Consider the following 26635-nt stretch of genomic DNA (forward strand, 5'->3'; position numbering starts at 1 on the left):
GTTAGCCTGTTAACTTACTTTAGTAATCCTACAAGCTTTTTCACTTCTAATTCAATCTGTCTATCCGTTAACGGGCGGCCAAAGAACTTCCTGTAACCTGTTTTGGGATTTATAAACAAAGTAGATGGCAGGGTGCCATCCCACTTGGGATCTATTTTGGGACAAAAATAATCGGCATTGGTTTCGTTCAGCCAAAAGAACGTAGCATTAAATTTCTTCTTCTTTATTTGCTCCTGTATTTTATTAGGATAGCTCGAAGCAAAGTCGAGGCTCACCAACAGCAACTCCACTTTTTGATCGCTGTACTTCTTCACCGTTTCCATAAAGTAAGGAATTTCTTCAATACAGGGCGCGCACCAGGTTGCCCAGCAATTCAACACAATGGGATGATCGCTGTTCTTTACATACTCTTCTACTTCGGTAATTTTTACTTTCCTGATGGGTTGACTGAATGTAGTTGATGTAGACAATAAGTATCCTATAAAAAGTATATACTTCATTTAAACTTTGTTTAATCGTGAAACGGCAAACCTGAAACGTGAAATACGGCTGCAAGCTGCAACCCCTAAGCATTAAACCCAATCCCCTTCCCAAAAGCCTAAGGCCAAATTTAATTGCGAGCCACAGAACTATGAACTGTGAACTGCGAACTAAGAACTGAACAACTGAATAACTGAATAACTTACGAACTGGCTTCCTCTTCCTCAAACCCCCACTTACCCAACAACTCATTCAACTGATGATCGGGTAAATGACAGGCATCATAATGCCCCGCCAGTTTCTTTTGACGCTGTGCTTCATACAGGGTAACTGCACAGGCAACGGAAATGTTCAGCGATTTTATTATACCTACCTGGGGAATAATAAAATTACCATCGGCCATGGCGCGTATCTCTTCACTCACTCCTGAGTGTTCGTTACCAAATACCAGGGCTATGCGGCTGGTAAAATCAATATCGTATAAATTAACGGCATCGCTGCTAAGGTGGGTAGTTAAAATCCTGTCATATTTCTGCCGTAAGGCGCTAAAACAGGCCTCGGCATCGGTAAACTGGTAAACCGACAGCCATTTGGCAGCGCTGCTGCTGCTTCTGGCGCCAAATTTCTTATGCCTGGGTATCTTTGTGTTCAAAACATACACTTCCTGTACACCAACAGCATCACACGTGCGCATGACTGCTGAAATATTATGCGGGTCAAAAACATTCTCCAGCACTACCGTTAAATCACTTTGCCGCTTATTTAATACAGCCAGCAGGCGGGCACGTCTTTCTGGGGTCATTTTCAAATAAATTAATATATTTAACCGTAAACTTAACCAGTGTAATTATTAACAAAAACTGTATTTAGAGAATTAAATTACTTAAACTATCTTCACACCGCAGATAATTGCAAGTAAACCAATTACCTATGCTCAAAAAAATCGCCAAGATCACTGGCATTTCCCTGGCCGTCATACTTCTAATACTGTTTGTGGCCCCCTTCATTTTCAAAGGCAAGATCATTTCTATTGCCAAAGAACAGATCAACAAGAACATAAACGCACGGGTCGACTTTAAAGACCTCAGCCTCTCCTTCTTCAGGCATTTCCCCAGAGTATCTGTGGCGCTTGAAGAGTTACAGGTAGTAGGTACCGATGTATTTGCCAAAGATACCCTTATCAGCGCCAAAGAAATTGATGTGGCGGTGAACCTGTTCAGCGTAATCGGCGGCAAGAATATGAAAATTTATTCGGTTAATATCAATGAACCGCGTATTCATGTCATAGTTAACAAAGATGGAAAAGCAAACTATGATATTGCCAAACCCGATACTGCTGCTGCAACACCCGCCGATACCGCAGCGGCATCGCCCTTTCAAATGAACCTGCAGCATTATGCCATCAACAATGCGTACATTTCCTACGACGATGCTACCATGGGCATGAGCACCGAACTGGTAAACTTTACGCACGAAGGCAGTGGTGATTTCACCTCAGACCTGTTCACGCTTAAAACAAATACCACTGCCGATGCCATTACATTCAATTATGGCGGCATCCCCTACCTCAATAAAACCAAAACCAGCATCGACCTGGATGTGGAAGTAGATGCTAAGAATAGCAAATACACCTGGAAGACCGATGAAATAGCGCTGAACGATCTAAAACTCGCAACATCGGGCTTTTTTCAACTGGTGAACGACAGCACCTACAATATGGATATCGCCTTTAATGCGCCCTCATCTGACTTTAAAAGCATTCTGTCGCTAATACCTGCGGTATACGCACAGGACTTTGAAAAAATAAAAACGAGCGGCAAAGCACATCTCAAGGGTATGGCAAAAGGCACCATGACCAATACGAAAATGCCCGCTTACAATATTGCGCTGGAAATTGAAAATGGGTTCTTTCAATATCCCGATCTTCCAAAGCCTGTGAAGAACGTAAACATACAGATGACGGTAGATAATCCCGATGGAGCACCCGATAACCTCGCTATAAACATTCTCAAAGGTCATATTGAGTTTGGCAACGATCCGTTCGATTTTAATGTGCAGTTCCAAAATCCAATGACCACGCAGTACATCAATGCCGCCCTTAAAGGCAGGCTCGATCTGGCCGGCATTACCCAGTTTGTAAAACTGCCCGATACCAAGCTGGCAGGCACCGTTGATGCCGATGTGCAGGCAAAAGGAAGCCTGGCCGTTGTACAAAAACAACAACCCGGCGACTTCACTGCCAAAGGTTATATCGACATCAATAAATTGTATTACTCGTCAAAAGACTTTCCTGCACCTATTCAAAACACCAGTGCAAGAATAAATTTTGAAAGTCCTGATGGCCTGGCCGATCACGCTGTGATCAATATTCCCGCAGCACACGCCGAAATTGGGAAAGATGTGGTTGACCTTACCCTGTTGCTTAAAACCCTGGCTTCGGACCCATACTTTGATGGTACGGCCAAAGGCAGCTTCAACTTAGGCAACGTAGCACAGTTCTATAAATTTGAACCCGGTACTTCACTGGCCGGTAATCTGGCAGCCAATGTATCGGTAAAAGGTAAAAAATCATCGATCGATAAAAGCCAGTACGATGCCATTCAAACTGCCGGTACCGTACAGGCTACTAACGTAAGCTATAAGTCGAAAGATTATCCCGATGGTGTTAACGTGAAAAATACTCAGCTCACTTTTAACCCTAAGAACGTAACGGTTAATGACATTACCGGTAACTTCCAGGGTATGAACTTTAACGCCAATGGTACATTCGATAACCTCATAGGTTATGCATTGAAAGATGAAACCCTGGCAGGTACGTTGAATGTGTCGGCCGATAAAGTAGACCTGAACAAATTAATGGGCACTACTTCAGCCACTACCGGCAGCACACCGGCGCCGGCAACAAAAGATACTGTAGCGGTTAGCGGTAACGCGCCAGCCAGCGAACCATTTGCGGTTCCCAAAAACATAAACCTTACGCTCAATGCCAAAGCAGGCAGCGTTAAATACGATAAAGTTGATTACAATAACATCACCGGTACCCTGCAGGTGAAAGATGAAACCGTTGGACTGAAAGATGTAAAAATGCAGGCGCTCGATGGTACCATTGCGCTGGGCGGCTCCTACTCTACCAAAGCAAGCAAAAAGAAACCCGATATTGCGCTTACCTATGACGTGCAGAACCTGGATATTCAAAAAACCTTCATGGCATTCAACACCGTTCAAAAGCTGATGCCTGTTGGCCAGTTCATTGCCGGTAAGCTCACTTCAAAGCTCACCCTCACCGGTAAGCTGGGCGAAACCATGATGCCCGACCTGAGCACTCTTACAGGTAGCGGATCAATGTTATTACTGGAAGGTGTACTGAACAAATTTGCTCCATTAGAAAAACTGGCCAGTGCACTCGATATCTCAAGCCTGAAACAAATAACATTGAAAGATGTAAAAAGCCATTTTGATGTGGCCGATGGAAAAGTGTTCATTAAACCCTTTAATGTGAAGGTGCAGGATGTTAATATGGAAATTGGTGGTAAACATGGGCTCGATCAGTCGTTAGACTATGTAATAAACATGCAGGTGCCACGCGAAAAGCTGGGCAGCAAAGCCAATTCGTTAGTGAATAACCTGGTTACCCAGGCCAACAGCAAAGGCGTACCCGTTAAAGTAAGCGATGTTATTAGCTTTAAAGTGAATATGGGCGGAACCATCACCAACCCTTCGGTAAAAACCGATCTGAGTGGTGCGGGCAGCAGCCTGGCCGATGACATGAAAGACCAGGCCAAAGAACTGGTAGAAGCTAAAAAACAGGCAGCAAAAGATTCCCTGCTGGCGGTAAAAAACCAGGTAAAGGAAGAAGCAAAACAGGAGTTAAAGAATCAGATCGCTAAACAGATATTCGGTCAGAAGGACACTACATCTACGAAAGACAGTGTTAAAAGGGATGTGAAACAGGAAGCTGTAGATAAGGGCAAGAGCATAATTAAAGGCTTGTTTAATAAGAAAAATTAGCTAATGTGATAATTTGATAATGTGATAATGAAATACAAAGAGGCTGCGTCTTAAGATGCAGCCTCTTTGCGTTATTGGGGCTCCTCCGACCCGATCTCAGCTTTTCAATCCGCTGAAACGCAGAACTGTTCAAATTCAAGCCGTTTCCCCTATATTTGTTAACCTTAAAAATCTAGCGATTACGAAATCAAAACTATGGACAAACTGTTCTATCTAGTGCCCATTATGGGTATCGTCGGCTTGCTGTATACTTTCATTAAATTTAGTTGGGTTTCAAAACAAGAAGCGGGCACTGACCGCATGAAAGAGATCAGCACATACATAGCGCAAGGTGCAATGGCCTTTTTACGCGCAGAATGGAAAATTTTAGGCTACTTCGTTGTTATAGTAGCCTTGTTGCTTGGTGTAATGGCCAGCGCTAACTCAAACTCACACTGGGCAATAGCTCTCGCGTTTGTCATAGGTGCGGTATTTAGTGCAACTGCCGGTTACATTGGTATGCGTGTAGCTACCAAAGCCAACGTACGTACAGCTCATGCGGCCCGTACCAGCTTAAGCAAAGCCCTTGCGGTATCTTTTACCGGCGGCTCTGTAATGGGTTTGGGTGTTGCGGGTTTGGCCGTACTTGGTTTAAGCGGTTTATTCATCATCCTTAAAACGCTTTTTGCTCCCGAAGCAGCAGTGAATTCAGAGGAAATGATCAGGACCATTGAAGTGCTTACCGGCTTTTCACTGGGTGCTGAATCCATTGCCCTGTTTGCCCGTGTTGGCGGTGGTATTTATACCAAAGCCGCCGATGTTGGTGCCGACCTCGTAGGTAAAGTAGAAGCCGGCATTCCTGAAGATGATCCACGCAACCCCGCTACCATTGCCGATAACGTTGGCGACAACGTGGGCGACGTGGCCGGTATGGGCGCCGACCTTTTCGGTTCTTATGTAGCCACGGTATTAGCTACCATGGTACTTGGGCAGGAAGCAGTTGTTCAGGACCAGTTTGGTGGTTATTCACTGATATTATTGCCTATGCTTATTGCCGGCGTAGGTATTTTGTTTTCTATAATAGCAACCTTCTTTGTGCGCATCAGCGAAAACGCAGGTGTTAATACCAACACTGTGCAAAAGGCGCTGAACATGGGTAACTGGGGCTCTATCATCCTTACCGCTATTGCTTCCGTTGCTCTGGTGTTTTGGATTTTGCCTACCGGTGAGTTTCACCTCGTACGCGATACCGTAAACGGTTCGCTGGTTGAAGGTGCAAAGACCTTTACCCGCGAAGGTATTTTGGGCGCTATTGTAGTTGGTTTGGTAGTAGGTACGTTAATGAGCATCATTACCGAATATTACACTGCTATGGGTAAACGTCCGGTGTTAAGCATCGTACGCCAGTCTGGTACCGGTCATGCTACCAACGTAATTGGTGGTTTGGCTGTAGGTATGGAAAGTACCCTGCTGCCCATTCTGGTTCTGGCCGGTGGTATTTGGGGCTCTTACCAATGTGCCGGTTTGTACGGTGTGGGTATTGCCGCTGCCGGTATGATGGCCACTACAGCCATGCAACTTGCCATCGATGCGTTTGGTCCTATTGCCGATAACGCCGGTGGTATTGCCGAAATGAGCGAATTACCAAAAGAGGTGCGCGAAAAGACTGATGTACTGGATGCTGTAGGTAACACTACAGCTGCTACCGGTAAAGGCTTCGCCATCGCTTCTGCCGCCCTTACAGCACTGGCCCTGTTTGCCGCGTTTGTAGGTGTTGCAAAAATACCTGGTATAAACATTTACAAGGCCGATGTACTGGCTGCCCTGTTTGTGGGTGGTATGATACCCTTCATTTTCTCTTCGCTGGCTATACGCGCCGTAGGGCAGGCAGCCATGGCGATGGTTGAAGAAGTGCGTCGCCAGTTCAAAACCATTCCAGGCATTATGGAAGGAAAAGGCAAACCCGAATATGATAAATGCGTTGCCATTTCTACCGATGCATCTATTAAAAAGATGATGCTGCCTGGTGCTATTGCCATCGCCTCGCCGCTGATCATTGGTTTCCTTATGGGCCCCGAAGCATTAGGCGGCTTCCTGGCTGGCGCTACTGTTAGTGGTGTATTGATGGGTATGTTCCAGAACAACGCCGGTGGCGCCTGGGACAATGCCAAGAAGAGTTTTGAAAAGGGTGTAGAAATAAATGGTGAGATCTATTACAAAAAAAGCGAACCACATAAAGCATCTGTAACCGGAGATACCGTAGGTGATCCGTTCAAAGATACCTCTGGTCCTTCTATGAACATTCTTATCAAATTAATGTCGATCGTATCGCTTGTAATAGCACCAACGCTGGCTCAGCTGTATAGTAACGGTAATACGCATACTGTGAACACAGAAAAGAAAACTTATATACCTGATCATAACCGTGATGTGACAAATACTTATACAGTAGAAAAAAAGCTTAATTAAGAATAGCAAAAAAAATTCTTAAAATATTCAAACAACGACATTATCTTTGGAGTAACAACTTAAGGCACTATATCATACCAAATACCAACGTCCCCATGTTTCTACATCGGGGACCCTTTTTTTATAGGACCTACCTACAAGTTTACACTTATATATTTCTTATTACCGTATTGCAGCAAACGATGGCGGCTGAATGAATGAGCCCGAAAACTTCAACCTTAAATTACTACTAACCCTGAGCGTAATGTTGTTTACATCATACAACGTGCGCGGGAACCACGTAAAACGGGCTTCAATAGTACCAAAGATCAGGTTCTCATTTCGGGTTCGTATACCACCGCCAAGGGCAGGAAAAAAGCCTCCGCGCCAGGCACCGGTATTCTCAGGCGTCATCCAGGTAGTGCGGCCAAAAGTAAAAAAACCGATCTTGAAACCAAGTATGCTCCACCTGGTATAAAGAGTACTTTCAAAACCGGCCGAATACCGGTGTAAAGCCCTTACACTATCAGTATTGAAACGTTCAAGACCAAATTCATTGTTTATATACAGCGGCTCATACAGCCTGTGATTGTAAATGCCGGCATAGTTAAAACTTGCAGACTGCCTTATCTTAAACCTGGTAAATTCAAATAAGCGGCTAAACCAGGAGATGTTCAGGAAAGCACTGTTATCCTGCCATTCTTTACGATAGTAATTGGTACCAAGAGCAAATGTATAATTCCAGTAATTTTTACGACTGTCAATCAGGTAGTGCGTATACTCCCACCCTGCATATAATCTGCGGGCGCTATCTGTTTGCGCCGGGCCAATGGTTATCTTTCTTACCATACCAACCGGAATATCTTCCGTTCTACCAAAACCATAAATATAGTTGGTACGATAAAAGTTTATTTTATACCAGGTGAACTGCCCCAATACATATCGCTTGTTCACATACCGTACATCGAACGTATCGAGCTTTGGGGGTTGAATAAAATGCTGATCAAAATAACGCAACGCAATAAAACAGCGGCTGCGGTTATCGAGCCCACCCTCGCGCTTTTGTTTATATACGCCAATGTTGTAACCCAACCAAACATCACCTAACTGGTATTTGTAATTGTTAAACAAAGTGTCTTTATTGAATACATTGGTGCTTTGGTTCCAGCTGGCTTCAAGCCCGCCTGCGAAATGTGCATTGGGCGTATACAGCGGCCGGTCGAGCTTTAGGTAATAGGCCCTTTCGTTTTCGGTACCTAACGATACGCCTTTGTCGATGGTAGTATATGCAGCCTCTATATTAATGAACGATCCGCCAATACTTGCTTTTCGATACTTGACCTGCGGCCCTACTGCCGGACTTCTAGTGCGGTCGTACAAAGCAGTAAGCTCCAGGCGTTGCCCCATACCCATGAAATTGGCATCATATACCGACAAGGTAAAATCTTTGATACCCGAGGCATTTACTTCCGCACCCCAGCTAAACACATCGCGCAATCGCACATATACATCAACCGAATCTTCTGTTACCAGCCGCACAACAATACGGGCATCTTTTATAAAATTCTGATCACGTAAAAAACGTTCGTTATCCGCCAGGCGGTAGGGATCGAGCAATTGCCCTTTTTTCACAAACAGCATATTCTTTATCACCCAGTCTTTGGTATTGGTCTGTAACCGGTCGGCCGTTCTTGTTAATGCACTTATGATGTTACTAGCTGTATCATTTACGTTTTCACCAAACGACAGGTTGCGTACAACAACCCGCCTGATCACCTTACCGGCAAATGGTTGGTAGCTTTCCTCACTTCGTTGAAAGAAGGTACTGTCGGCCCCTTTTGCTTCCCTTGCCAGAAAACTATGGTACACATCCTTTATCAGCGAGCCTACACGCCCTTTCTTTTTGGTACTATCCTGCCCATACACCCCGGAAATAAGAGGGGTAAAGCAGGTGAAACAAATTAAATATCGTAGCAATGCGTGCATGGGGTTAAAGAATGGTGAAAATTAACGTTTTATATGTGCCAATCGACTAATTACATCTATTATACCATGTTAAAATTTGTAACACAAGATGCTGAGTAAAAGCGGATGTAGAAAAAAATCTACTTTTGTCAAGTATTGTGCTCCGTTAAACTGCTTGCCTATGGCCCCTGAGATCCTATATTTTGCAATACCCGGTTTTGTACTATTGTTGCTGCTTGAAGCATGGTATTCGTGGAAGGAACAAAAGGAATTCTATGAAGTGAAAGATACTTTTAGCAGCCTGGCAATGGGAATAGGCAACGTAATATCGGGCTTTGTGTCGAAGCTGGTGGTTTTTGGCGCCTTTGTGCTGGTATATAAGTTTCGGTTATTCACGCTTCCTTTTACCTGGTGGATGTGGCTGCTGGCCTTCTTCGCCGATGACTTCTCTTACTACTGGTTCCATTACGTTTCTCATAATATGCGCTGGTTTTGGGCTTCGCATGTGGTGCATCATTCATCACAACGGTATAACCTGTCTACCGCCCTGCGGCAAACCTGGACGGGCAACCTCACCGGCAGTTTTGTTTTTTGGATGTGGATGCCCTTCCTGGGTTTTCATCCCATTGTGGTAATGCTGATGCAACAGATCAGCCTTATATACCAGTTTTGGATCCATACCGAGGCCATTCATCTTTTGCCCCACCCTATTGAATTTATATTCAATACGCCTTCGCATCACCGGGTGCACCATGGCAGCAATTTGAAGTATCTTGATAAGAACCATGGCGGAATACTTATTATCTGGGACCGGCTGTTTGGCACCTTTCAGCCCGAAGAAGAACGGCCCGTTTATGGGCTCACGAAAAACATTGAAAGCTATAACCCTGTACGAATAGCGTTTAAAGAATGGGGCGATATGTTTAGCCAGGCCTTGCGGTCGCACTCCATTCGAAACGGTATCAATTATATTTTCCGCCCGCCCGGCTGGAGCCATGATGGAAGTAGTAAAACGACGAAGGAAATGAGGAATGAAGAATTCATCCCTCCCGGCAACCGCCCATAATATTACCATCCACGAAATTCTTCGTGTTAATTAAATTGTATTAACAAAACCTTACGAAATTTATCGTAATTTGTGTCAAATGTTGTCCCACTATGGCTACTACAAAAACTATAAAACCCACAGAAAGTGAGTTGGAAATACTGCAGATCCTATGGAAAAAGGGTAATGCCAGCGTTCGTGAAGTACATGAAGAATTGCTGCAAACCAAGGAAGCTGGCTACACAACAACCCTGAAACTTATGCAGATCATGCACGAAAAAGGACTGGTTAAACGCGATGATTCTATCAAAACGCATATTTACCAGGCTTCGGTAAGCAAAGAAAAAACCCAAAAGCATCTTTTGAATAAGATGATCGATACTGTCTTTGGTGGTTCACCCGGCGAACTGGTTATGCAGGCCCTGGGTAACCATAAAGCATCCGCCGAAGAGTTGGAGGAGATCCAAAAAATTCTCGACAACCTGAAAAAACAATAAAGTAATCCATGAACTTGTTGTACCAATCTGCTTTCCTTAAAGCATTGGGATGGGCATTACTGAACAGCTTATGGCAAATGGCGTTGTTGTGGCTTGTGTACCTGGCATTAACCATGGGCGGAAAAAAGTTGCTATCCCGTCAACGGCACGCGATTGCCCTTTTATCTCTTACCGGCGGTTCACTTTGGTTTCTGGCCACCCTGGCCATTAACCTGTACAAAGCCGCCAACGGTCCACAGATAATAACGGTTTATTTTGAGAACGACCCGGCCCTTACAACCGGCTTCTGGCCAGGTGTAATAAGCCAATGGTTTGAACCGGCGCTGCCCTTTTTGTCGCTCACCTATTTACTGGCGGCCGCCTTCCTCTTCGTTCGATTTTATTTTCAATACCGCCATACGCAACGCCTGTTTACCACCGGTTTGCAAAAAGCCGATCCCGAGTGGAGGATCTTTTTGCAGCAGGCTGTACAACACATGGGCATTAAAAAGAAAGTTTATATCTGGCTTTCATCGCTGGTTGACACCCCGGTAACCCTGGGTATAATTAAACCGGTGATCTTATTACCTGTGGCAGCGGTAAACCACTTGTCGCTAAAACAGGCAGAAGCTATCATATTACATGAGCTGAACCATATTCGCCGGAACGATTACCTGGTGAACCTCCTCATAGCCTGTATTGATGTGATCCTGTTCTTTAACCCGTTCTCGCGCCTGCTCACCAACATCATTCGCAAAGAGCGGGAAAATTGCTGCGACGACATGGTTTTGCAGTTCTGTTACGAACCCGCAACCTATGCCCGCGCATTACTTTCTTTAGAGCAGAACCGAATCAATACCAATGCATTAGCACTGGCAGCTACAGGAAAAGACAAACACTTTTTATTGAACCGGGTAAAACGCATTTTGGGCAATGAACAGGTTGGCAACCCATTTAGCCAAAGGTTGATAGCCTACCTGCTTTCGACCCTGCTTATTGCCTTTATAGGCTGGTACAACCCGGGCAATGTGATCATAAAAAGGCTCGACCTGGTTCGTGAACAGCCTGTAAGTACTGAAGCCTTCCAGGCTTTTGCTACCCCCGATATTCAGGCATCCATTGCCGAACCGGTGGCCGAGGCGGTAACAGCCCTGGCTGAAAAAACAGTACGGTCAACCTGCAAAAAAGATTCAACCGAGATCAAAGACCCGCTCAAAAAACTGGAGCAGATCATTGAACTTACCACCGACGCAAGGCTGGCAGCGCTCACCAAACGCCTGGAAGAATTGCCAGAGGAAATGGCCTTTGTAAGTAATGTTGCGGCTGTTGATTACTCACTACCCCAGGCCAGCGAACCGGCCCCTCAGCAGCCCCTGGCGCAGGACGTTTATCCCTACGTTCCTGGCAGCAGTTTTTACTTTCAGGCAGTTGAAGACACTACCCTGCCCAAGAAATATATATTGTCTAAAAGCGACCTAAAAGCCAAACAAAGCATGGACCGCTCAATGCAGGCGTTACAGCAAATGGACTGGAAAAAGCTGGAAGAAAAGCTGAAAGCCCAGGGCATGAAAGTAAATATTGCACAGGTTCAACTTGAAATAGAAAAGGCCATGGCGCAAATTGACTGGAAGAAAATGGAGGAAGAAACTGAGAGCGCCCTCGCCGAAGCCAACAACCAAATTCAAACAATTCGCAATGCGTACACGGTGCAGTTAAGCAACTATCAACGCGACCGCGCCATAAAACAGGAAAGATTAAAACAGGCCCAACAGCAAATTTTGATCGACCGGTTGCAGCAACATGAGGAGCTTAAAAAACTGGAAGAGGAAAAGAAAAAGACAGGTACCGGTACCACCGTCAGAAAAAAGAAGATCGTTCAAATCTAAAATATCAGACCTCCACCCGCCAGCTGGCGGGTGGATTTTTTTTGTCCCTACCTCACCATAACCTTATCTAAAATTTATATATATAAATATCAAATACATCTTTTTGATCTCTGGATTTCATTTTACTAAGTTCGAATAATACCTCTCTAAACAGCCCTCCATTTCCTCGTCCGGTCAACAATATCTTCCCGCAAATTCCACCATCCAAACGTCTTCAAAGGTCATCATTAACCTTGTTGCTGGGCTGGTTGTGATCATCTTATCCCCCTCCTTTTGGGGACAAAAAAATCATGCAAAAAGCGGTTCAAGTTTCAGGATCTAATGAAAGTTGGCGGCTATTCATCTTGCAAGTATTGCAAAAATAAAACAGTAAAATTGCAAAAAACGGGAAACCAGGAAGAGTATCCTGCAAGGCCGACAAAAGCGCCGGCCTTATATAAGGCAGGAAATGTGGGACTGAATCATGTGCAATGGATAAAGTTGGCTGGGCGGTAACTGGCTGGAAAATCACCTACCAGTTTCCATTTGGGCCGGATTAAAGACAACAAAATCACGTGCTAAAGCTACGAACGGAAAACTACTAAGCAAGCCTTAAAGACAAATACTTATTCATACTTTTTAAAAAGTTTGGAAAGAATATATAGCAATAAAACTACGAAGCAGGGTTGGCCGTAAAAGTGGGTGAGTTGATGATTTAGTGACTTTATGGCAGAACTATTCAACTGATAATTAATGGTTCCGGAAGCTGTATTAAGAGGACTCTTGAGGCATATTTATAAAAAACAAAATCCCGCTTTTGGCGGGATTTGTTGTTCGCAGTTGGTATTGGTTACGCAGACATTACCAAAATAGATCGGGGTTAAAAACCCTCAAATTTTTTTATTAGGATCCTCCCTTTCGGGCGGAAAACATATCAAACAAATCATTCAATCATTGTCAAAAACCGGTGGCTTGTCCGTCGGTTACTTTTGGCGAATTTTAGATCAATGTACAACCGCTCTCTCCATTTCCTTTATTCCAAAATTCTCACACCCAAGTACGTGACTAACTGATATTTCCTAGACATCGAAACATCTAAAGTTGCTGCAACAAATCCCTAAAAGATTAAAACAAAATTTAAAAAAATATCGCTGCCAGCGCCATTCATCAAAATCGAGATGGGATCACTACACTATAAACGACCATTTTTCCCAATTCCAATTTTTGGAATTTTTCCCTTAAAAGCACCCTATTAAGCGTTCAGGGTCAGTATTCTTTTGGCATTTTTTCCTTCGCAAAACAGCAGGTCTAAAATCGACACATGAGGAATAAACCCTATGCGATCTTCAAAAACCTGGTGGTACTTAACCGGATTTGGAAAGTCGGTTTGAAGTGTTTTTGGGGTCAGTTTGTTCCGCCAATCCACCTCGCCCAAACCTTCATTTTCACCCGGAACATATTGCGAATTATCTACATAGATCGGCAACCCTAATTTCCTAACCACCCATTCAAAACAGGTCCGGTTCCAGTCATGCAACACCTCAACCGGCTGCCGAAAAAGCTGGTCCAACTCCGGTTCAAAAAAGTCGAACCAGGGCGACCGCTTGTAACAGGAGGTAATGGTTTTCCAATGTTGCGATTGCCAGGGTTTCCGGTTATCGATCAAAACTTCCTTCATCGGCTTTTTCTGCTCCCGGCCTTCAAGCACCGGAATGCTCAAATTGATAGCACCGTGCGAACCAACTACCACACACCGGTTTCGAAAGCTCATTTTACGCCAGGGTTCATATATATCAAAATTGATATTTAACAATTCAATTGACTTTTTTAGTAAGGTAACACTCGGAAAATACTGACTTTCAACTATTAATTTCATAAAACTAAACTTTTCCCATTTTTTGTTTAAGATTGGCCAAAAATGGGTGAAAAACAACCATTTTATGGTCTAAAAATTTGCCATTTTAATTGTAGTTAAAACATATATTTATCTAATAATTAAAGTTTTATTTCAATTAATGACTACTAAAAATACTGGTACCAATTTTTCGTCATTTTTTTCAATTTTGAGGCATCTAAACCTAAAGTTCTTAGCAAAGAAAAACCTAAAGTACAATCCCTTTTTTGGTCCATAAAATTTATCCGGTACATTGTGGCCTAAAAATCATTGACATGCGAAAAGTAACCTGGTGGGTGCTCCTACCCCTGCTGGCGATTGGGTGCGCCAAGCCAACCGGTTTTGATTACCTGGGTGTGAAAAATTTTAAGGTGCTCAAGTTTGGGTTGAAGGAATCGACGGTTGGAGCAGATGTGGAATTTTACAATCCTAACAAGTTCCCGGTGACCATAAAAAGAGGGTCGGTTGACGTGTATGCCAACCATAATTATTTTGGAAAAACGACTATTGATTCAACCATTCAAATTCCCAAAAAGGATACTTTTTTGTTGCCGGTGATCTTAAAAGTGGACATGAATAATACCGCAATCGGGTTGATCCAAACCCTGGCAGGAGGTACAGATAGTGTACATATAAAACTGGATGGAAGTGCAAAAATTGGTCGCGGCGGTATGTTTATAAATTATCCCATCAGGTACGACGGAATGCAAAAGATCAAATTTTAGGGGTCGCCAAAGCGACTCTTTTTATGTAAAATCGAAATTCCATATTTTGGAATTTTTCACTTCACACGAAAATCCCAAAACCAATTTTCCAGGATTTGGAGCCGGCAGCCGGACGAAAAATTTTCTCAAAAAATTTTTAAAAAAAGGCAGTCCATCTTAAGGATGGACTATATTATTTTGGTTAGCCGGCAAAAATCGCCTGGTCGTAACATTAAAAATTTCGATGTTATGAGCTCAAATAACAGGTCACTACTCCACCCCACCAATTGACCATTTTTAAAAAAAGTACAACCGGAGCTCCAAGATCCGGTGACTGGCAAACCACCAATTTTTTGAAAATCGACCATCCAATTTTGAAAAAAAGCACCACACTACTCTCCGGCCCGCCGGCCACCAAACCTCCATTTTCGTTCAATATATTTTGCCGGTTGGGTCAAAAATGGCTGGTCCAATTTTCAGCAGTTGGTCTAAAAAGCATTGCCGGGATCATCTATTTTCTTTCATTTTCGATCATCCGAATTACAAGTGATCGCCAAAATGGAATATGCAATTTTTGAATTTTGGTGTCACATTGTCGGTCGAAGTTTTCCATCACCATTTTCAAAAAACGGCAAAAACAGGTGTTTGCAATTTTGTTACACAGTGTACTTACGAGCAGAAATTACTTTCTATCTGATCGTATTTTTCGGGTGAAGGCTGATCAATTTTTGACTGGAGTTGGCGATAAAAAATTAACGAAAATGATGCCTCAGAATAATTACATTTGAGAAAACAAGTGGTATGAAGAAATTACTTTTCCTGTTATTTGCGGTTATTGGAATTACCACCTTCGCCTCTGCACAGGCTCAAAAAGGGGTTAAAACCGTTACCATTCAAACCCCAACCGTACAATGCGAAAGTTGCAAAAAACGCATTGAAGAGTACCTGAAGCGCGAAGATGGAGTTCAAAAATCGAACGTAGATTTTAAGAAGCATGTTACTAAAGTTACCTATGTTGCCGAGCGTACAAACGTGGAAAATATTAAGACAGCAATCGCCAACGCGGGGTATGATGCTGACGATGTAAAGGCAGATGATGAGGCATATAAAAAACTGCCCAAGTGCTGCAAAAAGACAGAAGATGGTGGCGGAAATTAGTTCTTATTATTAATAATTGCATATAAAAAAATCCCGCCAAAAGCGGGATTTTTTTATAAATATGATTCAGGTTAACGAGTTGACGAGTTAACTAGTTAAGTGGTCATTTTTTAGCTTTTTAACCCGGTCCAATTAGAAGGATCCTTACGCCATTCCATTAAAATTTCCTGTTGATCGGCAGAAACTATTCCTTTTTCAACAGCCAGTTCAATAAGACTTCCGTAGTTGGTAAGTGAAATAAATGGCACCCCGGCCTTGGCAAAATTCTCGGTTGCCACCGAAAAACCGTAGGTAAAAATCGACACCATTCCCAGCACTTCCAGTCCGGCAGCCTTCACAACATCCACCACTTGCAGACTACTTTTTCCGGTTGAGATCAGATCTTCGATGATCACCACTTTTTGTTTGGCCTCATAATACCCTTCAATTTGATTGCCCAAACCGTGCTCTTTTGGTTTTGGGCGCACATATATATAAGGTAGTTTCAGCTGGTCGGCGGCCATGGCTCCCCAGGGAATTCCTGCAGTTGCCACGCCGGCAAGCAGTTCCGCTTCGGGAAAATCCTGGAAGATCACATTACACATTTCCGACTTTATGAAATCGCGAATAAAGGGAAATGACAACACCCGGCGGTTATCGCAATAGATGGGGCTCTTCCATCCCGATGCCCAGGTAAAGGGTTGCGATGGATTTAATTTAATAGCATTACTTTGTAATAACTTTTCGGCTACAGCCTTTTCGTTCGAAGACATATTATTGATTAAGTTATTTGCGGCGAAATTGACCTTTGATACCTGAAAACTGAAAATAAGTTATGCACATAAAGATATACTTTAACGAGAAACCATTGTTCCTTACCGACTCAATTACTCCCGAAATTGAACCTTTCGCCCATCACGATGATGCGGTTTTGATAGATGAATTTTCGCATGGCGGCATCAATTCCATGATACATGAAATGCGACAGGAGAAAGTACATGCCGGTATTTACCTGCATAATAATGTGGAAGAACTCCAAAAAGCATTCTGGAAAAAGTTTATTTTGATAAAAGCAGGTGGTGGCCTGGTAAAAAACGAAGCGAATGAGCTGTTGTTTATCTTCAGACGGGGTAAATGGGACCTGCCAAAAGGAAAACTCGACGATGGAGAGACCATTGAAGAATGCGCGGTGCGGGAAATTCAGGAAGAAACTGGTTTACAGCAAGTTGAACTAAAAAAACACCTGGTTACCACCTGGCATACGTACGATGATAGCGGGCATCATATACTAAAAGAAACGGCCTGGTACCTGCTTTCCGCATCTAAAAACCAGGCTTTAACGCCCCAAACCGTTGAGCAGATCACAAAAATTGAATGGGGTTCGCCAGATAATATTGAAAAGTATACTTCTAACACTTTTGGTGCCATCCATGATGTATTAAAGGCAGCAGGTTATTAACTAAGCTTTTTCAGAATAGCTACAGTTAAACGACTGACACACACCAGCTTATCGCGCTCGTCGTGGATCTTTATGTCCCAAACATGGGTAGATGCGCCGAGGTGTAAGGGGGTGGCTATGCCTGTAACATGCCCCTCGCGTACCCCGCGAACATGGTTGGCATTGATCTCAAGCCCAACACAAATGAATTTTTCGGGGTCAATTACCAGTGCAGAAGCTACACTGCCCAGGGTTTCGGCCAGTACACAGGAGGCGCCGCCATGTAACAGGCCATAGGGCTGGCGGGTGCGGGCATCGACCGGCATGCTTGCTTTAATAAAATCGGCCCCCACTTCGGTGAAAGCAATACCAATATGTTCACCCATGGTTTCCTTTCCCAGGTGAATAATTTCCTGCAAAAGCAGGTCTTTTTTATGCCAGATCATATGGTTAATGTGATAATTGGCTAATTGGTATTAGATATCTTTTGCTACCGCATCGGGTAAGAACTGCCGGGCATTACCGCCATTGCGTATCACATCTCTTACCAGGGTTGATGCCACTGAAGTGTATTGGGGTAAACAGGTAAGAAATACAGTCTCAATATCCTTATCCAGGCTGCGGTTCATATCGGCAATGGCCTTTTCGTATTCAAAATCATTTACATATCGAATACCCCGCACTATAAAATTAGCGCCTACCTTACGGCAGCATTCCACGGTAAGCCCTTCATATACCACTACGCTAACCTTTGGGTTATCGCCGAATATTTCCCGTATCCATTTCATTCGCTGTTCTTCAGAGAACATAGCCAATTTGTTTGCATTGCGGCCGATACCAATAACCAGTTTATCAAATACAGGAAGCGCTCGATGAATGATATCGAGATGACCTATAGTAATAGGATCGAAGGTACCGGGGAATAGGGCGATACGTTGCATGAGTAAAGATTAATATGAATAAAGAGGACAGTATTCGGTTTCAAGAAACTGTTTCAAGTTACATGTTACAGGTACCAGTTACCGGGCCTCCAGTTGCCGGGCAAAAAATTTCGAGAGTCCGATTACTAGCAAACTGTTCGACGTTCAAGGCCTGGTAACAGGGAACCGGAAACTAATTCATTTCCCGTCCACCAGACAGCAGGTACAATGCGGCCATACGTACAGCTACTCCATTTTCTACCTGGTTCAAAATGATACTCTGGTTGCTGTCGGCAGCATCACTATCCAGTTCCACACCTCTATTGATGGGGCCGGGGTGCATGATCACTATCTTTTTGTTCAGGCTATCGAGTAACCGCTTGTTTATGCCGTAAGCCAGGCTGTATTCGCGCAGGGAAGAGAACAATACCTGGTTCTGACGCTCCAGCTGAATGCGCAGAACATTGGCTACATCGCACCACTCCAGGGCCTTTTTCAGGTTGTATTCAACCCTGATATCGAAAGCCTCCTGCATGTACTTGGGAATAAGTGTTGGCGGACCGGCCACTGTTACCTCTGCACCCATTTTTTTGAGCAGGTAAATATTGCTCATGGCCACCCGCGAGTGCATAACATCGCCAATGATGGCCACTTTGAGGCCTTCGAGGCGTCCCAGCTTCTCGCGCATAGAAAAAGCATCGAGCAAACCCTGGGTGGGGTGCTCATTTATGCCGTCGCCCGCGTTTACGATGGCTGCCGGAATATGTTTTGCCAGAAAGTGTGGGGCGCCGCTGGCACTGTGCCGCATAACCACCATATCTACCTTCATTGACAAAATATTATTCACGGTATCCAGCAGGGTTTCACCCTTTGAAACAGAGGAGGCACTGGCCGTAAAATTGATGGAATCTGCGCTCAGCCGCTTTTCAGCAAGCTCAAAAGAGATCCTTGTACGGGTTGAATTCTCAAAAAACAAATTCACGATCGTCACATCCCGTAAGGAAGGAACCTTCTTAATAGGACGTTGTAAAACTTCCTTGAATTGGGTCGCAGTATCTAATATGATCTGAATGTCCTGACGGGTAAGATCCCGTATACCGAGCAGATGTTTAACTGAAAGTTGCATTTCAAGCAGCGAAATTAAGGGAAAAATAAATTAGTTGCTTGTTTCTGGTTTACAGGTCCAAATCAGTCCTTTTTTATAGTAGAACTACTTCTTCCTTTCCATCACGTTCCTTCCAGAAAACTTTTACTTTTTGAGACACAATGGAATCGATGGAACGGCCGGTATAATCGGGTTGAATAGGCAATTGCCGGCTAAAACGGCGGTCGATCAACACGCAAAGTTCGACCTTGGCGGGGCGCCCAAAATCTAACAGGGCGTCTAACGCAGCACGAATGGTGCGGCCGGTGTACAATACGTCATCTATCAGGACCACATTTTTATTTTCAACACTAAAGGGTATATCGGTATGGTTGGGCACATGGATCTGGTTGCGCACATCATCGCGATAAAAAGTAATATCCAGCTTGCCATATTGCACCTTTTCGGGCGAAACCAGCTGGCGTATTACCTGTATCATTTGGTCGCTTACAAAAATGCCCCTTGGCTGAATGCCAATAAAAACCGTGTTTTCGAGATCAATATTATTCTCCAGAACCTGGTGACTAAGCCGCCGGATTATAATTGCCAGTTGCTGTTCATTTAAAATCGTCTTCAAGGAAAATAGTTTGATAATAAAAACGCAAATTAGGGGATTTTCCCCTAGCCTCCTAGCACTCAGCCATGGCTACCCTCCTTTTTTGTAACGCTTTAAAGATCCTGAATTCCTTTAAACCCCACTGCGCCCAAACAATGCCAACCATGGGCAACGCTAAAAACGACATCATATTATAAGCATAAGCCTCTTCCCAGTCGAAGTGAATAAGATGCATACAGCCCCGGGTTAACCCACAGGCCGGGCAATCGCGATCCAACAATAATTTCGACAAACAAACCGATTCGCCCCCATCGAAAAACCCGGCCGGTAATAACAATAATAAGATGGGTGTGGCTATGATCAATATCAGTTTACCAACTGTATAATAATATCTGAAGTTCATGGCTAATAAATTTAAAAGGTTCCGATGCCAGCATCGAAACCTCGTGAATCATTTAATGATCTAGAATGTAACATCGTACTCGGCATCTTTAGGTTTAAGATCGCCCAACAGAATGCGAACAAAATCGATAAGGGCCCAAACACCACAACCACCTAAAGTAAAGATCTGAACAATGCCCTGCCAGGTATACCCCAAATAAAAACGATGAATACCAATACCACCTAAAAAGAAACAAAGAATAGCGGCAATAATTTGAGACTTCTCACCAGCAGCAGGGTTGGCAATAGTTTTTGAAGCAATCTTTTTACCGAATAATTTTAAAGCAACCTTTTCTTTAAAGGTTAGTTTGCTTCCTTTAAGATCTTCTGCAATAACTTTTAATTCCTTGTATGATACTTTACCATCAGCAGCAGCATTATTATATGCCTGCGTAGCCTGTTGCATTTTTGTTGGCGCTTCAGACGTGTTACCAGCGGGAATGGCAGCAGAAAATAGTACAAAGGAAATTGCGAGCACAGCAAGTACTGTGAATGTTTTTAAACATTTCTTCATGATTAACTGAGTTTTCAACAAAGTAAATCCTGATGCAGATCATAGAAGATGGCAAGCGTTATGAATTGCGCTTTTTGCCGACTGAAGTGACAAAACAGATAGAAGAGATAATATAACTGCACGATATTTTTACCCAAATACCATCATAACTATACAGCACGATTGTGTACTCTTAGTGTATAAGTAATGCATCATACATATACTTGTATATGCATGTAGTCATAAAGTTGCTGTTATAACTATCATGAGTTATTATGTACGCATAACGCTTAGCTTGAAGTATTGTTGAGAATGATCAACAAAAAAAATGATACTTATCTACACAATAATATTTTACTGCACATTACTTTTTTTTTAACTTTTTGACACTACTTTTACGCCCGTTAAAAATCACTATAACACCTGGTAAAAAACTAAAACAATGAAAAAGGTTTTATTTGCTGCTTTCTTACTTGTTAGCTCCAACGCAATTTTTGCTCAAGTTAACAAAGGCCAATTTTTGGTTGGTGGTAATGCTGGATTCAATTCTTCCAAGAGAGGAGATGAAAAGCTTACTTCATTTTGGGTAAGCCCTAATGCCGGTTATTTCTTTATCGACAAACTGGCTGGCGGTTTACGTTTAAATTTCACCAGCGACAAAGCAAAAGGCGCTGAAGATGCTTACACTTCATTTGGCATAGCTCCTTTCGTACGTTACTATTTCCTGGATGCGGCTCAAAAAGTAAACGTTTTTGCTGACGCTTCTTACGGCTTCGACAAAGAAGGCGGAGATAAAAAAGAAAGCGGTAACCAGTATACAATTTCGGCAGGCCCTGCAATATTTCTTTCTCCAAACACAGCACTGGAATTTGCTTTGTTTTACAACTCTAAAGGCGGCGATTTGCATGAAAATATTGCTGGTGACAGACGGAACACTTTCGGCCTTAACATTGGTTTCCAAATCCACCTCGGTGGCGGCGGAAAGAAATAAGCTTATTTCAATCTTCAATAAAAAAGCCCTGACTATTAGTCGGGGCTTTTTAGTTTATTATAACTGTGAACCAAAAACTAATAACTGAAAACTACTCTTCACCCATGAATGGATAACGATAATCAACAGGAGCGTTGAACGTTTCCTTTACAGTTCTTGCACTCAACCAGCGATACAGGTTTAAAATTGAACCTGCTTTATCATTGGTACCACTTGCACGAGCGCCGCCAAAAGGTTGTTGCCCAACAACTGCACCGGTTGGTTTATCATTGATATAAAAGTTACCGGCAGCATGACGCAGTTTTACCGTTGCCAGTTCAACCGCACTTCTATCCTGCGCTATAATTGATCCTGTAAGCGCATAAGGCGATGTTTTATTCACCAGCTCCAATGTATCTTCAAACTTATCGGCATTGTATACATACACCGTTAATACAGGCCCAAAGATCTCTTCGCACATGGTAACATACATGGGATCTTTTGCTTCGATTACTGTAGGTTGAATAAAGTAACCTTCTTTTTTATCGCATTTGCCACCTGCCCAAAGAACTGCTTTGTGATCGTTGCGGGCATTTTCAATATACGATTCAATTTTATCGAAGCTCTTTTCATCAATAACGGCATTAATGAAGTTTTTGAAGTTCTCAACAGTGCCCATTGAAAAGCTTTCAATACCGGCAATCAGCTTCTTCTTCACTTCTTCTGCCATGTTAGATGGAATATAAGCGCGTGATGCAGCAGAACATTTCTGTCCCTGAAATTCAAAAGCGCCGCGTAATAATGCTGTTACCAGCAGATCGGGGTCGGCACTTTTATGCGCCAGCACAAAATCTTTACCACCCGTTTCCCCTACTATACGTGGATACGATTTGTATGTATTTGTGTTCTTACCAATGGTTTCCCACATTTTATTGAACACACCGGTTGAGCCCGTAAAGTGCACACCTGCAAAATCGGGATGACTGAAACATACTTCACCTAACGTGGGTCCATCAACGTAAATAAGATTTATAACACCATCGGGTAAACCCGCTTCTTTTAAAATGCGCATGAACATTTGCGCAGAGTATACCTGCGTATGCGCCGGTTTCCAAACCACTACATTACCACACATAGCCGCCGATGTAGGCAGGTTACCGCCAATAGCAGTAAAGTTGAAAGGGGTAACAGCCAGCACAAAACCTTCGAGCGGGCGGTACTCCAATCTGTTATGCATACCGGCACCGCTTATTGGTTGCTGACGGTATATTTCGCTAAGGAAGTGAACATTGAAACGCAGGAAATCAATAAGCTCGCAGGCGCTGTCTATTTCAGCCTGGTAAGCGTTCTTACTTTGGCCTAACATAGTAGTACCGTTCATATACGGGCGGTACTTGGTAGCAATAAGATCAGCTGCTTTTAAAAAGATGTGAGCGCGGCTTTCCCAACTCATGGCAGCCCAGCTTTCGCGAGCGGCCAGGGCTGCTTCAATAGCCTGCTTTACATGTTTTTCTTCACCGATATGATAATGCCCCAGCACGTGTTTTATTTCATGCGGCGGGTGCATGGTTCCCTTTTTATTGGTACGTACTTCGAGCCCGCCAATGTACATAGGCACATCAGCCTTTTCGCTTTTTAAAAGAGCCAGTACTTCCTTAAGCCGCTTTTTTTCGGGTGAACCGGGAGCGTATGATAAAACAGGTTCGTTTGCCGGCAGCGGATAGTGAAAATAGCCGAATTCCATAATGCATGTGTTTTTGAGGTTGCGAAGGTAGTATTTAGCTCATTTATATAAATAACAAAAAGGGTATCAATCCCGATATGAGGAATAGTTGCAGGTTTCAGGTTCCAGGTTTCGGGGCTTGAAAATCGGAACGCCCGCAATTATTTCGGCAATCCGCAATAATCGCCCTGCAACCTGTAACCTGCAACTTGTAACCTAAATTGCCCCACTAACAATCAAAATACTGACAAACAAAATATTATAAAGTAGGATAAAAACCAGGCTGTGCTTTTATCCACAGGGTGCGCACATACCGGTTTTTGTATGGGGCAATAAATTAAATTTGGAAACATTTACCCTCAAAACGCAACCGTTAATCAGTGATCATCTCCGGAAAATCAAAACTAACCGATAGCAACAGGTATCATATGCCTGATCTGTCGAACATCGTCGTTAAAGACATGCGCGCCTATGGCGTTGAACAGGCCGGTACTTATAAAGGCGGCATTGAAGCCTATAAAGGGCTGTTAAACAAAGTTCGCAGCGGTTCTATCCTATCTGAGCAGGATGCCATGCGATTGCTGCCCAAGACCGAAGAAATAAAGACCCGCATTCAAAAGCAGATTGACACATTACTGGAAAAATATTATGAGGTAAAGAGCAGGGCCGATGAAATTCACAACAGCCGCGATATTACCAAGGGGCTGGTGCCCATGAAACAGACTGAGATCAATTTGCTTAAGAATCAATTAGATGAAATAAATACCCATCGAACGCCTGGTCAAAATTTGATATATAACAGCTTTAGTTGGGGTACTTTTTTATTTTTATTATTTCTTTTAGTTGCACTTTCATTTTACTTGTTATACTTTTACATGAGTGTAGCTGATTTTGCGTTGAATGGTGTAAATCCAATGACCCTTTTCCAGGAAGGAAGGCTAAACATACAGTTGTTACCCAGCCTTCGAAGACTGGTCTCTCTTATAATTAACTACCCCCCCCTGATCGTATTCCCCACTATTTTCTTTGCCCTGGGAACATCCATTCACTTGTTCTCGGAAAGAGGCATGAAATACAAGAAAGTTGTTTGGGGATTGCTAAGCCTGGTTTTTGTTGGCGACATTTTGTTAGCCCTTCAAGTTCATACCGGTGTGAATGAGATCCTGATCAAACTCAACCGTGATGAATTTAAGCCCCTGATAGTTCCAGTATTCGCCGATTCGCGATTTTATCTGGTTCTATTCCTTGGTTTTGGCGTATTTGCCATCTGGAGCTCTGTATACTACCTGATGCAGATGGAATGGAGCAAACGTAACCAGCTGAAACTACGCTACAAACGTATTAACCGTTTACAAGATGAGATCCTGCAGCTGGAGGAAAAACGGATGTACTACGAAACCGAGTTACAACAAATCACCCAACGGGCGGAAGACCTTAGCAAGGAAAAAGACAGACTGGTTCTACCGGTTGATGCAATTGAAAAGAACATCAATTTTTTCAGAGACGGTTGGAACGGTTACCTGGCTACTTTATATGGGCGCGAGAAAGGCGAAGAACAGATCAAACTGATCAATGAACGAACAGACGCCTATATTAAAGAGCTGAAAGAATTTCAGGAGTCTTATTTCAAATAATTTTATAATAGGTTTCTTTTATCCTTGAGTTATGGCACGTTACCTCATCACCGCAATCATCATGTGCGCCTGGGCTCTGGCAGGCTGCAATGAAATCGAAGAGGCTGTGAAGGATGCTAAAAAAGATGGATCCGCACCGCCAAAAGACAATTACATTGTGTTGCTCGATCTTAGCGATCGAATCCTGTATAACGACCAGCAACAGGTTCCCAAAGACATACAGGTCATTCAATCGATCTACGCAGCATTCAAATCAAAACTGAATGCCAAAGATCCCACCAGGTTATACTTTACCGTAAACGATAAGTTGAAGTTAATGGTAGCTCCGCAACGCACAACCGCCAGCGAAGTGTACAATATGGCCGGGAATCTTCGACTTCAGCTGGCATCGGCCCAGCCCGAACAAAAAGCCAAACTGCTGGAAGAAACGGAAAAGAACTTCAACACTTATCTGCCCCAGATCTACAAAAAAGCAGTGATCAGCAATAACAGTACCTCTTATGCGGGCGCCGACATATGGAAGTACTTTAACGAAGACCTGCAGGATGACCTGGAGAAAGATGCACAAAATACACTATTCATCATCACCGATGGATATATGGATTTTGAAAGCCTTAACGGACGCGCTTCACGCAATAACCGTTACACTTCCTGCGCGCAGATCATCAACAACCTGAAAAAAGCACCCGACTGGAACACCCGTTTTAAAGAAGGCGACTATGGTTTGCTGCCGGTAAACAAAAGATTCCCCAACTTAAAGGTTGTAGTGCTGGAATTAAACCCAAAAGACGACTGGACCGGTGAATACAATTTGCTTACTACCATCTGGAGTAAATGGTTCAATGAAATGGGTATAAAGTCGTACGCATTTATCAAAGACGACAACATTAATGAGATAAATGAGAGTATAGAAAAACTACTAAAAGTAAAATTACCTTCATCTGCGAATATTACGTCCGTTTCATGGACACCGGTAACCGAATCGGATCCGGAAATTACGAAGGCTGCGAAGAACAAAACAAACGTGACCGCACAAGCTACTGATCCTTCACCAGTTATTGAAACAGTTAAAGAAATTACGCCTAAAAAAGAGAATAGTAATTCTTACAATTCGTACAGTTCTTACGCATATTCTGAGCCGGCAGCGCCTCAAAAAAAGAAAGAAAATGTTAAAGAAAGAGAATATATTCGCGTGTCTGGCGTTAAAGGTCAGATAGATACTTCCAGTATCCATTTAAGAACCAATCCGAAAAAGCCAATTAGTAAACCAAAGGAGCAGGTCACGTTTGGTCCTGCTTATTAAAAACCTTTACTC

23 protein-coding genes are annotated in these 26635 nt (G+C 43.2%); 11 read left to right on the plus strand and 12 right to left on the minus strand.

Annotation, left to right across the window (positions count from 1 at the left end):
• Nucleotides 1-14: 14 nt before the first annotated feature.
• On the minus strand, nt 15-500 hold the full coding sequence (locus tag GGD38_RS01160; protein WP_375299867.1) for a redoxin domain-containing protein: 486 nt from the start codon (nt 498-500) through the stop codon (nt 15-17).
• A 182-nt stretch (nt 501-682) separates the two neighbouring features.
• Nucleotides 683-1282 carry a TrmH family RNA methyltransferase gene (locus GGD38_RS01165; RefSeq protein WP_375299866.1) on the minus strand — a complete coding sequence of 200 codons (600 nt, stop codon included), beginning with the start codon at nt 1280-1282 and terminating at the stop codon, nt 683-685.
• A gap of 128 nt (nt 1283-1410) precedes the next feature.
• On the opposite strand from GGD38_RS01165, the gene GGD38_RS01170 reads away from it, so the two are divergent.
• Complete coding sequence (locus tag GGD38_RS01170) at nt 1411-4488, plus strand: AsmA-like C-terminal region-containing protein (protein ID WP_375299865.1); 3078 nt, start codon at nt 1411-1413, stop codon at nt 4486-4488.
• A 195-nt stretch (nt 4489-4683) separates the two neighbouring features.
• On the plus strand, nt 4684-6936 hold the full coding sequence (locus tag GGD38_RS01175; protein WP_375299864.1) for a sodium-translocating pyrophosphatase: 2253 nt from the start codon (nt 4684-4686) through the stop codon (nt 6934-6936).
• A gap of 162 nt (nt 6937-7098) precedes the next feature.
• On the opposite strand, the gene GGD38_RS01180 is transcribed toward GGD38_RS01175, so the two are convergent.
• Entirely contained in the window at nt 7099-8901 is a 1803-nt protein-coding gene (locus tag GGD38_RS01180) for a hypothetical protein (protein ID WP_375299863.1), read from the minus strand.
• Between the two features lie 160 nt (nt 8902-9061).
• Between GGD38_RS01180 and GGD38_RS01185 the strand changes: the two genes are divergently transcribed.
• From GGD38_RS01185 to GGD38_RS01195, 3 genes are all read left to right on the plus strand, one after another.
• On the plus strand, nt 9062-9946 hold the full coding sequence (locus GGD38_RS01185) for a sterol desaturase family protein (protein WP_375299862.1): 885 nt from the start codon (nt 9062-9064) through the stop codon (nt 9944-9946).
• Nucleotides 9947-10038: 92 nt separating this feature from the next.
• Nucleotides 10039-10422 (plus strand): BlaI/MecI/CopY family transcriptional regulator, encoded by a 384-nt coding sequence (locus tag GGD38_RS01190; protein ID WP_375299861.1) that lies wholly within the window; start codon nt 10039-10041, stop codon nt 10420-10422.
• An 8-nt stretch (nt 10423-10430) separates the two neighbouring features.
• Complete coding sequence (locus GGD38_RS01195) at nt 10431-12287, plus strand: M56 family metallopeptidase (protein WP_375299860.1); 1857 nt, start codon at nt 10431-10433, stop codon at nt 12285-12287.
• Between the two features lie 1231 nt (nt 12288-13518).
• Here the strand turns inward: GGD38_RS01195 and GGD38_RS01200 are convergent.
• Nucleotides 13519-14142: a WbqC family protein gene (locus GGD38_RS01200; protein WP_375299859.1), complete on the minus strand. Its 624-nt coding sequence runs from the start codon at nt 14140-14142 to the stop codon at nt 13519-13521.
• 293 nt (nt 14143-14435) lie between these two features.
• Between GGD38_RS01200 and GGD38_RS01205 the strand changes: the two genes are divergently transcribed.
• Together GGD38_RS01205 and GGD38_RS01210 are read left to right on the plus strand one after the other, a co-directional pair.
• On the plus strand, nt 14436-14885 hold the full coding sequence (locus GGD38_RS01205; protein WP_375299858.1) for an LEA type 2 family protein: 450 nt from the start codon (nt 14436-14438) through the stop codon (nt 14883-14885).
• Between the two features lie 780 nt (nt 14886-15665).
• Nucleotides 15666-16022 (plus strand): heavy-metal-associated domain-containing protein, encoded by a 357-nt coding sequence (locus GGD38_RS01210; RefSeq protein WP_375299857.1) that lies wholly within the window; start codon nt 15666-15668, stop codon nt 16020-16022.
• 110 nt (nt 16023-16132) lie between these two features.
• On the opposite strand, the gene pyrE is transcribed toward GGD38_RS01210, so the two are convergent.
• On the minus strand, nt 16133-16774 hold the full coding sequence (gene pyrE / locus GGD38_RS01215; protein ID WP_375299856.1) for an orotate phosphoribosyltransferase: 642 nt from the start codon (nt 16772-16774) through the stop codon (nt 16133-16135).
• A 62-nt stretch (nt 16775-16836) separates the two neighbouring features.
• Between pyrE and GGD38_RS01220 the strand changes: the two genes are divergently transcribed.
• Entirely contained in the window at nt 16837-17460 is a 624-nt protein-coding gene (locus tag GGD38_RS01220) for an NUDIX hydrolase (protein WP_375299855.1), read from the plus strand.
• Here GGD38_RS01220 and GGD38_RS01225 read toward each other — a convergent pair.
• The 6 genes from GGD38_RS01225 to GGD38_RS01250 form a co-directional block, all read right to left on the minus strand.
• A complete protein-coding gene (locus GGD38_RS01225; RefSeq protein ID WP_375299854.1) occupies nt 17457-17885 on the minus strand; it encodes a hotdog fold thioesterase in 429 nt (142 codons plus the stop codon). The genes GGD38_RS01220 and GGD38_RS01225 overlap by 4 nt on opposite strands.
• Nucleotides 17886-17915: 30 nt before the next feature.
• The gene (coaD, locus tag GGD38_RS01230; RefSeq protein ID WP_375299853.1) at nt 17916-18380 is read right to left on the minus strand and encodes a pantetheine-phosphate adenylyltransferase; all 465 of its coding nucleotides are present in this window, start codon (nt 18378-18380) and stop codon (nt 17916-17918) included.
• Between the two features lie 172 nt (nt 18381-18552).
• The gene (locus GGD38_RS01235) at nt 18553-19485 is read right to left on the minus strand and encodes an aspartate carbamoyltransferase catalytic subunit (protein ID WP_375299852.1); all 933 of its coding nucleotides are present in this window, start codon (nt 19483-19485) and stop codon (nt 18553-18555) included.
• A 73-nt stretch (nt 19486-19558) separates the two neighbouring features.
• Entirely contained in the window at nt 19559-20080 is a 522-nt protein-coding gene (pyrR, locus tag GGD38_RS01240) for a bifunctional pyr operon transcriptional regulator/uracil phosphoribosyltransferase PyrR (RefSeq protein WP_375299851.1), read from the minus strand.
• Between the two features lie 52 nt (nt 20081-20132).
• The gene (locus tag GGD38_RS01245) at nt 20133-20462 is read right to left on the minus strand and encodes a DUF2752 domain-containing protein (protein ID WP_375299850.1); all 330 of its coding nucleotides are present in this window, start codon (nt 20460-20462) and stop codon (nt 20133-20135) included.
• A gap of 60 nt (nt 20463-20522) precedes the next feature.
• A complete protein-coding gene (locus GGD38_RS01250) occupies nt 20523-21014 on the minus strand; it encodes a TM2 domain-containing protein (protein ID WP_375299849.1) in 492 nt (163 codons plus the stop codon).
• Nucleotides 21015-21435: 421 nt separating this feature from the next.
• On the opposite strand from GGD38_RS01250, the gene GGD38_RS01255 reads away from it, so the two are divergent.
• The gene (locus GGD38_RS01255; RefSeq protein WP_375299848.1) at nt 21436-21984 is read left to right on the plus strand and encodes an outer membrane beta-barrel protein; all 549 of its coding nucleotides are present in this window, start codon (nt 21436-21438) and stop codon (nt 21982-21984) included.
• A 91-nt stretch (nt 21985-22075) separates the two neighbouring features.
• Here GGD38_RS01255 and pruA read toward each other — a convergent pair whose 3' ends face one another.
• Nucleotides 22076-23707, minus strand: coding sequence for an L-glutamate gamma-semialdehyde dehydrogenase (gene pruA / locus GGD38_RS01260; RefSeq protein ID WP_375299847.1), 1632 nt, complete (start codon nt 23705-23707; stop codon nt 22076-22078).
• 359 nt (nt 23708-24066) lie between these two features.
• Between pruA and GGD38_RS01265 the strand changes: the two genes are divergently transcribed.
• Together GGD38_RS01265 and GGD38_RS01270 are read left to right on the plus strand one after the other, a co-directional pair.
• Nucleotides 24067-25320 (plus strand): hypothetical protein, encoded by a 1254-nt coding sequence (locus GGD38_RS01265; protein WP_375299846.1) that lies wholly within the window; start codon nt 24067-24069, stop codon nt 25318-25320.
• 31 nt (nt 25321-25351) lie between these two features.
• Complete coding sequence (locus GGD38_RS01270) at nt 25352-26623, plus strand: hypothetical protein (protein ID WP_375299845.1); 1272 nt, start codon at nt 25352-25354, stop codon at nt 26621-26623.
• The last annotated feature ends 12 nt before the right edge of the window (nt 26624-26635 follow it).

The sequence above is a fragment of the Niastella sp. OAS944 genome (genome assembly GCA_024809215.1).
Lineage (GTDB): Bacteria > Bacteroidota > Bacteroidia > Chitinophagales > Chitinophagaceae > Niastella.